The sequence below is a fragment of the Bacillus sp. AP50 genome, assembly GCF_040492675.1.
In the GTDB taxonomy this organism is placed as follows: domain Bacteria; phylum Bacillota; class Bacilli; order Bacillales; family Bacillaceae_G; genus Bacillus_A; species Bacillus_A cereus.
Genome location: NZ_JBEUTW010000074.1, coordinates 1 through 11,153 on the forward strand (window position 1 = coordinate 1; position 11,153 = coordinate 11,153).

An 11,153-nucleotide genomic window follows, 5' to 3' on the forward strand; every position below is an offset into this window, starting at 1 on the left:
GGTGTTGGTGCTACCATGTCCCTGTTTTTAGATTATGCAGGAAATAAAAATGGATAAATTAAGTGGCGAGTAGTTCACCCTTACTTCTCTGCTATATAATTCAAACTGACAACTTATATAATGACTAATAAAAAAAGACCCAAGAATGTACTGTGGGTTAAGAGGCATGAACTTAAGGTTTTACTCTATCCATAAAGAAAAAAAGCCCCTTGAGAGAAAAGAGGGAGAAATGAAAACTTTAAATCTTAAAAAATAATAGCGGGAATCATTTCAATTCCCGCTATTACGTTTATCGTTACACCAATTTTCATTTTATAAGAGAATAATATCCATATAGACTATACGTTGGTAGGTTTCAGTTGGTTGTGCACCATAAAATACATCTATTTCTTTGACAACAAGTCGTAACGGATACCATTGATTTTCCTCTGGAATAGCTACTTGGCCTTCCCATGTGACCACACCATTCGTATCAGGAGAGCCAGGATGGACTACTATTTCATCTAAGTTCGGAACGTCCTCCCAGCCTATGGTTTCATCCTCAATTTGTGAAAGCTGACGTTGAACTTGGATACTCATCAAGCTTGTAGATGGAGCTACCGTATCGCTTGGTACGTTTAACTTCTTTGCAGAATAGGTTACACCGCTTACTGAGACATTGTAGACGTTAAACTGGCTTTGGTCCCGTGTTACAGTTAAGGAACGATCAGGTGCAGTTTGAACATTTCCTGCAAGAACTACGGGTGATATGCGTAAATCAGTAGGAGAGATTAATGAGTTTGGTTGGAACCTGACAAGAGCTAAACGGATAAACGGATAGTAGGCATTACCGGTGTCAAGCTCTAGGTCACAGTACCACATCTTGCGTTCGCTATCCCATTTTACTTCGAAACAAACTACTTTTACAGACTTGTTAGGAAGTTCGAATAGATTAGCATCATAAACCTCTTTATAATTCTTAAAATCTGCTATAGTCGGAAGTGGAAGTCCAGGTGATTCTCGGATTGGATCTTGACCCCAAAAAGTTAAGTAACTGTAAATATCATCTTCTCGATTGGGTTCTATATTTTCAACTAAAACAACACCCAGCATCTCACCATCTCCGGAGGACCACCATGGGCGGTCGAGATAAACCCGAATACCTCCGCTCCGCAAACTCGTAACTTTTTCATCATTTTCATTCATTTGTTGCCAAGAAAAGGTAGGCAAGGCGTATTTAACTAAAGGCTTAGAAGGTCTAGCAGAACTTAGGACATCAATTTTAATCTCTTCAGTTTCTCGAATAAGATTCTCGTTTGACATATTTGTTGGAAAGTATTCACGAAAGCGTGTAGTAGCCCTAACTTTGTAGCAGACATGTCTGTACTTCGTATCTCCAAATCCGTGTTTCTCAACTTTAGTTGCCAAATTTATTTGTTCCTGATTTTCTGGATTCATAGGATTATTTAATAATTTTTTATATACAGTTTCCGCAAGAGTACTGTTGAAAACAAGGCGTGATTGGTTATTCTCTAAATGCAAGGCATTAGGGTCATCTTTAAGGAGAACCTCTTTATTGTTGTCTAACCAGATAGGTAATTCCATAACATGATTACGGAAGGGAACAGGATCTAATTCTGGTTCGCTTTTAGTTATATCATCAATTCTTTCTCTCCATTCAGCAAGAATATCAACTTTGGAAGTGCTAGGGATATGAACATAGATATTTCCGAAGAGATAAGCTTCAGTACTGTTTTCCGTACGATCTGTTATTTTAAGAATAGGTTGCGCAGGGAAATCGAGCGGCTGTTGAACAGCATGAACAAGAGTGATTTCCCGAAAAGGGGTAAATAACCAGATGCGGCCGAATAAGATATCATTTTCTAGTTCTAGCAGCTCCTGATCGGTCCAGCTGGTTTTGTCGTCTTTCACCCACTGTAAAAGCCCCATTTCCTCAAGGTTTCCTCCAAATTTTGAGCTAACACGGATGTTGGGAATTATACTTGCCTTTGGAAGTTGGATGTTAAGTACTCGTTTTTTTTCGTCCCACCAAGTTAGAGCAGAACCTTCAACTATACGAATGCGGAACGGTGTAACTTCATACCAAGGATTTGATTTTAAGTCAATGTAAAATAAATCTTGAGGATTAAGACCAGGTAGTCCTTGAAAAACTACACCTGTTGCCCAGGGATCCGGCAAGTAAGGAAGAATCAGCTGTTTCTCAGTATGGACTGCATAACCATCGTTCGATGAAGGATCTGTCCCAGTACGAATAAAGTACACGGAATCTAATGTATCATCATTAAATGATCCAGCCTCACGAGTAGCTAAGCAATATACATTCTGTATGACTTCACGAATCTGATTTTGATCCATGCCACTTTTCTTTGCATCAAGAGCTTCATCTAGAAGACCATGTTCTTCTATCATTTGAAGCGAGGCTTTAGGTGGTGCCACATGTCTGTCGTTAAAAGGTAGATATGCAGGGTTGGCCGCAGCATATTCTTCTGTTGTTTTGTTATAATTGCTTCGGATAACCAGTCGCTCCAATGATTCACCTTCTGCATAGGCGGTCGTATCAGTATCATTTAGGTTATCTATAGGGGTATATAATTGTCTAGGTATAAGTTCCGGCGGATTGACTGGATCAAAGCGAAGATATTTAAGATAACCTATAGGCGATTTATCAAGCGATAACGCGGCTTCAATCTTTTTTGCTTCCTCCAAATTTGGTCCATTTCCTGCTAAATCAACTGTTCGAACACGGAATGTATAATCATTTCCATAACGAAGACGGGGCAAGGTTCCATGCTCCACCATGAAATCTGTCTCTAATCCAAGTCGCGTCATAGCAGTGTTTTTAACTTTCGTTGGCATGGTTTCAGGTTCGTCGGGATTTGGTGCACTAGAAGTCCGACTAATACTTTTACCAGGACGTGGAGCTGACAAGCTCCATCCATCCCAAGTGAAAAGAGACTCATGAATATAAAGTTCATTAACGGGATCTAGAGTTTCAGGAGAACTTGTGATGCTAGGTTGTATAAAACCTTCGTCAATAATTTGGTATACCCCATCAGCATTTAGTATTTTATATTGGCCAAATCGCTGATGTAGTGAATATCGATTTGAATTTTGATCAATCACATCTAGTCTGTATCCACGTACAAGATCCTCTGCATATAAAGGTTCTTCTGAAGGACCATTGTTAAGCAGCTGGTTCAGTTTGTTAGATCGATTAAAGATATTGTTTAAGTGGTCGGCATTGTTGTTACGTACAACTGAGATACCACCGTTACGCATAGGAGAAACCCCGGAATTTTCATTTGAATCAATAGGTTTATCGGTTACATCTTTTTTCAGGTGAGCTGCTATAGTTGCCGCAAGGTTCAATGTCTTGAGTGCAGCACCATCTACGTCAACTTGAACCAATTCAACATCCTCTTTTTTAGGAATCCAAATCCCACCGTCTATTTCGTTTGTAGAAGAGTAGGCAGTAAATAATTCTAAACCATTTTCCTCCCTATAATCATAAGCCGTCCATGGACAGTAGTCTTCCGTCCAGGAAGCTTGATTATCATTTTGACGGGTAGGGAGTTGAGAAGACCAACTAGGAACGATACGTAATTTAAACTTGCCAGGGTTATTATTTGTTTTCGGTATAGAATCAGCTGGTATATAAAGGTCTATAATCAGTCCCAATCGGCGCAAAATCTCAGGGAAATCCCCTAAGGACGAGAGCATTTGGTGAAAGTCGATTTCTTTCTCAAAGTGAGTTTTGGCTTCAGAACTATCGGGCAGCGTTTTGGGAGGAGTACGGGCTGGACGATGGTGAAAATGCATGGTTCGGTAATAATCAACTTGAATATCATGATTACGAAAGGCACCTGGAACTGTTGGACTGACCAGACCTTGATTAAAGGGAAAAGGAGGTGTAATTGTATCTCCAGTTCTTCCTGTAGCCTGGCGCTTGCGAGCTTTGACTTTGGCTTCTTCAAGAGAATTGTTCAATAAATTACTTAAGTCTTTCTCTGTATGTATCTCATGGTCATCAAAAAGATTGTGAAGTTCCACCAATTCATTAATTAATTCATAGATACTTATACATTCTTCCTGTCTTCCTTCTCCATACCAATCTATTCTTGGAGGAATTAAACAAGGTAGATCAAAGCGTGCTTTTTTTACAAGTTTTTGATAAAAATTCTTAAGATACTCCAACACGTTTTTAACCGGATAACTCAAAATAGGCCGACTGGAATAGTCATCAAATTCATGTGGTTGGACAGGAATAGTTGGCTCGAAAAGTGAACACCAAAGTGTTTGTATAGGAGGAGGTGTTATCCTATACGCTGGTATTACTTTCGTCTGAGTTCCATCATTTACCTCTATAGAAAATTTCGTATGGTCTGGATGCATAGTGCATGCCCAGTTGAGAAAATCAGGAAAAGAAGTTAAGGTTGTGATGTGTTCTGACCGTAAACGTGGGTTTATATAAACAGACAATCTTAAATGTTGTTTTTTTTCATTCTTTGTTATTCCATTGGGCAGAGCAATCCAAAATATACTTTGAGTTGTATCCATAAAAAACTCCTTTATAAGTTATTTTTATAGATTGAATATAGTTTACGAATAAATTATTTCTATGCAAATGCCATGCAATATTTTTCCCATTCATAGGGATAGTCACCTTCATATTCAGGGCCCATAATTTGTGCAAAGGTTGGATCCCCTGCTGCTCCTGCGAACCTGCGTTCAACAGTGAGGCTGACGCTCTTACTAAAAAATGCGACTTTAACGCCAACGGTTAAAGTGGCCTGCCCCCAGACTTCTACATGATTATTTTCTTTCTTACGGTAAGTAAGGCCCAAGTAGAATTCAACTGTCACCGAAACCAAGCCTAGAACACTCAAATTGCCCCCACAGCGCAAGTAGCCAGTAAGGTTTACTTCCTTTCCAATCATACCGTAGTAAATGCCTGCCATCACATACACACCGCCGGTGGCTACTCCTAGATTTAAGCTGATGTTTCCACCAAATTCGATGGATGCCTCAATTGCTTCAATTCCTTTAGCACTGAGTGCAAGACTAAAGAAACCTCCACCTGCAAAGCCACTTACTGAGACATTAAATGGTTTGTGTCGCTCTGAAATAGCAAATTTTACACCAACAGGCTGATCGACAAAAGGGAGAGATAGCGCTGCACTAAGATTGATATTCTGTAAATTGAATATGCCTACACCGAAAGCCGGGATACCTAGTGTGAAACCTGCCGTAATCCCGGTTGCTGTCACGTTTAAGAAAGGAGGATCCGAAAAGCCATTAGCCGGTATGATATTTTTGAGTGTTTCTACAAATTCAAGCGGTCCCTTGAATACCAGGTCGAGGCCTTCTGCACTGACATCCATTTTCTTGCCGTTATCAGCAGTAAACCTTAATTCATCAAATTTAAGCAACATGGCTTCGACAAACTCCAAAGCAAACTCTTTTAACTTCCCTAGTACCAAGTAGGTAGGAGGGCTACCGTTGGGCGTCGTAATCATTTGAACATTTATACTTAGCTGAGCATCGTGCTCGAATGTTGTATCACCCCTTTTTGCTAAGAATCGGAAGAAACCTGCCGTATCTCCCCAGTTTTCAATATTTGGCTTCCACAAATAGCGTGTTTCGATAGCATTATTTGGTAGACGACGATTCGTTAGCATAGGGGATTCAAGTTTGAAATTGGGGTCATCAAGTTTCGTTATTAATTGATCAGGATCTAATACTGATTCTAACTCCTTAATTTTTAATAAATCAATTTTTACCTTCTTTGGTAGAATGTCCTGTAATGTGATTCCTCCTAAAAATTTGGCGTGCCCAAATAGTGTTGATGGGTCGAACTCCCCGCTAATAATATCAGATGGGTTTGCGACAGGACCGAGCGCCCTCGATAATCCCTCAATAGTTGAATTTGGGGTAATGAGCCCACCTGCTTTCTCTGTAGGCAAGGATAATTCGAGTTTTGTGAGACTTGGAGCAAGTCTCATAAAAACCTCAGCTTTATTTACATTTGAATTAAAACCATGATCTAAGTAAGTTTTTTCAAATTCGATAGATTTTTGCTCTAATTTCCGACCGGTTACCTGTTCAGCAGCAGGAATGTTCACTTCCGCTGATTCAACTTCTGGAAGAAAGCTAGGTTGAAAGAAAGGTAACTTCATTTTTTTTAACTCTTCTTTTTTTTCACCTTCCACAAGCTGTGCTCTAAAGGTCACTGTTGCCGTTTCTAGTGTAGTCTTACCCGTACTGTTAGAATCGGTATTAGCAAAGGCAATAGGCTGATGATTTAGTTGGACAAGTCGAAAAATAGATTTGTTATATTCTGTAACTATTTGTTCTTCAGTTGGCATACATGTAGCAATTGGAACACACAGAAGAGGCCGTTCAAAGGAAACTATATTTCCATCCCAATCTTCTGCGATCATTTTGAAGTGAAAAGGTTTGTCTTCGCCTGACTTAGTAGGCCAGAAAGGCTTATCGTCTTCCTCAATAGTACAGGGAAGAATCACATTTATTTTGTTCTCGCGACTTAACTTTGGAGTTGTACGAGTCGTAATTTTTATCCATTTAAATGGAATTTCTCGACGGTTATACTTATAAACAGAAGCTAGCGTTTCGTAATTTTTAACAGGCTCTCGGACTTCGATGTATGAATATTTTCTTAAGACAGCTTTTGCACCCTTCATGTTTTGCCCGTTGAGTATATCATAAGATTCGAATTGTCTTTCAGTAATCGTAACAATTGATACTGCATGCCCTGTATCACATAGAAAGGCCTTCTTTACGGTTTTAACAAATTGATCTCTACCTTGGGTCATAATGTGCTGCCATTGTTCTAGGGATAAACCACCTTTATAACCAAGTGTATCGTTCAAAAGCGTAGGGTAATTCCACACGGCCTCAAAGTTAGCCCAAGCTCCTGCAGAAGAAAGCATCAGACGTCGAATCATAATAGGACTCGGTATGTATTCTAGTGGAAGATTTTGTGCTTTTAAACTATTTTTCCAATCTTCTATAGACATTCCAGTAGGAAGTCTTGGCATAGAGAAATCTGTTGTTAGCTGTACAATTTCTTTCAGTTCATTCTGGGTTGGGGAACTGTTAAATGGGATAGGATGATTAGATGTAGTGATAAAATGTGTAGCGCCGCCCTCACGGATAAAATATTCGTTTGCTTTTTGCTTTTCTCCAAGTTGTGTATGCCATAATACAAATCGACCATTTTGTCCCTCAGATTGTACGATATTATACCAAATACCAGATTTATCTGGAGAAATATAAAGTCCTGTGGGAATTTCTAAAGAAGTCTTTCCCTCGAATATCTTTGGATCTGGTAAGGAAAAAGGTGGTGCTGCTGGCCATAAAGGATCTCGTTCAATAGGGTCTGGTACTACGGATTTATAATCCTTCCAGTTAAGTAAAGTTTCCATTGTGAGTGCCCAAGTGTCCTCGTCGTCTGGAAGCTTGAACACTAGGCGACTTGGACCAGAAAGCATAGCTTTAATGGGAGTTTTTATATCTTCATTTTCATAAAATACTTCTTCTACAATATGTTGTGAGGGAAAATGAACGATTAATAATGCTGGTTCACCTGCATTACTCCGGCAAAGGTAAAGAGGAGCTCCATAAGTGTGTATGTTGACTAGCTCAAAAGTCAGGTCTAGGAAGTCTTCTTTCCTTAAAACTCGAATGAAAAGATTATGATTAGACACAAGTTTCTCTCCCTTCTTTTTTGAAAAAGAGGTTTTGTATGTCATCTTAATAGCTGGATTAATAGTACATAAATATGTATCGGGAAATCCTACTAGACCATATATTTCCAAAATCTCTGTTGGATTAAAAATACCGGAATTTCTCATATATCTCCATATGTAATCCTCTTCTGAGGATTGTCTCCGTATGTCATTTTATTGCTGTGTTTTCAAAGGGGATTTTTTAGTAGGGAAAAAATCTAATATGAAATCGGCAAGAAAAACAAGCGGAATAGCGCATTATCCATAGAGCAATCACTCATAAAAACAAATTGAATAAATTAGAGGGAACACATGAAAAAAGGAGGGATGAGCATGGACTGCTGCTTTTGCAAACGTACTTATGTTACATTATCTGATGGTACAGACTTTTGGTACTATCCGGTTTTTATTGAAAGTTGTTTAGTAAATGGATACCGTTGGGATGGGAATCGTTGGGTGGAGAACGGCATTGACTTAAGAAAAATCCGTTGGTTTAATTGTTGTGAACGAAAGAAGGAATAAAGAAAACAGTTGGAGACTTTATATCCTATTAAAATGACAATTCTTTAATTTTAGTAAAAAGGAAAATACATCTCGGTATGTAAAGGGGGTATTTTCCTTTTTAAAATTCCTATTATTTTATTGGTAACTTCAGGATGGTTTTCTATTTAGTAAAGGTGAAATAAATATTTCTATTATATAAGAAAATGCAGAAAGAAAATCTCATAATTAATTTTGCAGTGATAAATAAAGAGGTTATGTATTGAAGACTTTAATTTAATTGTGATTTACTATAAGGGTGTAGGCCTTTTAACTTAGCGAGTTCGCATTTTAGATGTCAATTTAATGTATTTCACAAAAGTGTTATAAACAAATAATACAATAATGGAATATGAGGGGAATTTCGTTTGTGATTATTTTCATGATAAAGGAAATATGATACTCATTTTAGTTAGAATGGAGTTGAAATTTTTATGGCACAAAAATTTGCCGTTTTTTCAAATACAATTGGAGAATTTGAAATCTTTGTAAAATCCAAAACAATTTATTGGCCTAGATCACTTACTAAACTTACAAAGTCTCAAAGTGATAGCGGAAATGTAAAAGAGGAAGTGGTTGGGGATAAGGTTTATCTGGTAACAGGAGCTTCTATTCGTGATTATATATTCGAAGATTTAAAGGATAAAGTTACATCTTCGCCAATGATTACACATATGGGAAGTGTTAAAGAAATTATAGAAAATCCGATTATTTGTTACAGGTATAAACATAGCAATAAAAACAGAAAAAGGGACACTGTTATGTTACCGTTTCAAATGTTTAAAATACTTAAGGGATTTAAGAGATATCTAGATGAAGATTTTACAAGTGAGAACTTGGCTGAGATAGAGCGGATTTTAAAAGTTGGAGTAATTATTGAAGAATTACAGAGGGAAGGGAAAATAACGTTTGAGCGTGCCTATGAAATTGGAAATGTTTATTATATTGGTGATAAAAAGGGAAATTTGTTTATTTTAGATAAAGATTTTACACCTGTTTCGCGACAAAGCGCAAATGTTGAGAGAACAAAAAAAGTACAGATGATGCCGGATAAGAACTCCTTAATAGCCATTCGGGAGGCATGTAATGCAGCTGGATTAAAAGGTGAAGAAGTGATTCAACACTTAGGTACGTGGCAAGGGGAACAGTACATGAAAATCGATATTACAGATAGCTTGTTTATACCTGTTGAGTATAAGCAGGGGCTTTTGCAAGGAATTTCAACGAGATTGTTGACAGATGGAGATGATGGTTCACTGGTATCTCAATTGTACAATACGGTAACTAATCAGCAAGAAACAAATCCATCACAAAGGGGGAGTAGTGACGTGGAATTTGCAAAGAATCAAATTTTGTATGGACCACCTGGAACCGGTAAAACGTATAATACGGTTTTATACGCAGTTGCCATTTGTGATAAAAAAAATGTCGAGTCATTAAAGGAAATACCTTATAAAGACGTATTAAGTCGTTATGAAATGTTAAAAAAAGAAGGAAGAGTTGCTTTTACAACATTTCATCAATCGTATGGATATGAAGAATTTATTGAAGGAATAAAACCAGTAATTAATCAACAAGACGAAGATTCCATAACAGATTTAAAATATGAATATACTTCTGGAGTATTTAAAAAGTTTTGTGAAGAAGCCAAAAAGGTTAGAGTACAAGCACCTTCCTTAAAAATCCGGAAGCACCCTGTTGTGTGGAATGTCCTTCTTGAAGGGACGGGGCAAACTAAACTCAAAGAAGAATGTTTTAAGAATGGCTATATTAAGATTGGATGGGCTGAGCAAGAACAATTCATAAATGAACAAAATGATAGTGTAAACGGTACAGTAAGAAGGATTTTGTTAAATTTCCAAGAGGAAATGCAAGAACAAGATCTTGTCTTTATTCAAAGAAGTAATACAACTATTGATGCAATAGGAATTATAGACGGCCCTTATGAATTTGATGATTCCGATAAAAGATATCCAAGGAAAAGAAAAGTGAAGTGGATTGCTACTAATATTAATGAGGAAGTATATGCCCTAAATAAGAATACAAAATTGGATAGGAAGACTGTATATCCATTAAGAAAGATGGATATTGAAGGGGTAATCAACTTAATTGAAAAGTATATTAGTACTAAAGAGATTAATGTAGAAAAAAATATTGATCCATATGTCTTTATAATAGATGAAATTAACAGAGGGAACATTTCAAAAATATTTGGAGAGTTAATTACACTGATTGAGCCAACAAAGAGGATTGGAGCATCAGAACAAACTACTGCACTTTTACCATACACAGGGGAGGAGTTTGGTGTCCCTAATAACGTACATATTATTGGGACAATGAACACAGCAGATAGATCTATTTCTTTAATGGATACAGCATTAAGGAGAAGATTTAAATTCATTGAGATGATGCCTAACATTGAAATACTTAAAGAACTAGGTATTCTCGAAATAGAAGGCATTGATGTTCCAGCTATTTTAAAAGCGATGAATGAAAGAATAGAATTCTTATATGATAGAGAGCATACAATTGGACATGCCTTTTTTACTCCTTTGGTTGGAGAAGAAAATCAATCTGTACAGAATCTAGCACATATATTTTTAAATGATATTATACCATTACTACAAGAGTATTTTTATGAAGACTATAGCAAGATACAGCTAGTACTTGGGGATAATGCCAAAACAGATAATATAAATAAATTTGTTTTAGATACAGAAGTTAAACTGAAGAATATATTTAAAGGAAATCCAGATATTGATTTACCAGAAAAGAAATATGAAATTCAGACAGAAGCTTTTTATAGGGCAGATAGCTATAAACAAATCTATTAAAGCATGGTGACGAAACTGTCTCTTATACACA

General features: G+C 37.1%; 4 protein-coding genes. 2 read left to right on the forward strand and 2 right to left on the reverse strand.

What is annotated here, in order from left to right; all coding sequences use genetic code 11:
• Nucleotides 1–312: 312 nt before the first annotated feature.
• Nucleotides 313–4,557 (reverse strand): hypothetical protein, encoded by a 4,245-nt coding sequence (locus ABWK52_RS07355; RefSeq protein ID WP_098542323.1) that lies wholly within the window; start codon nt 4,555–4,557, stop codon nt 313–315.
• A 59-nt stretch (nt 4,558–4,616) separates the two neighbouring features.
• Nucleotides 4,617–7,874, reverse strand: a complete 3,258-nt coding sequence (locus tag ABWK52_RS07360) for a hypothetical protein (protein ID WP_353771904.1) — start codon at nt 7,872–7,874, stop codon at nt 4,617–4,619.
• A 207-nt stretch (nt 7,875–8,081) separates the two neighbouring features.
• Here ABWK52_RS07360 and ABWK52_RS07365 point away from each other — a divergent pair, with 207 nt between their 5' ends.
• On the forward strand, nt 8,082–8,270 hold the full coding sequence (locus ABWK52_RS07365) for a hypothetical protein (protein ID WP_098542327.1): 189 nt from the start codon (nt 8,082–8,084) through the stop codon (nt 8,268–8,270).
• 452 nt (nt 8,271–8,722) lie between these two features.
• The gene (locus ABWK52_RS07370) at nt 8,723–11,122 is read left to right on the forward strand and encodes an AAA family ATPase (protein WP_098542328.1); all 2,400 of its coding nucleotides are present in this window, start codon (nt 8,723–8,725) and stop codon (nt 11,120–11,122) included.
• The last annotated feature ends 31 nt before the right edge of the window (nt 11,123–11,153 follow it).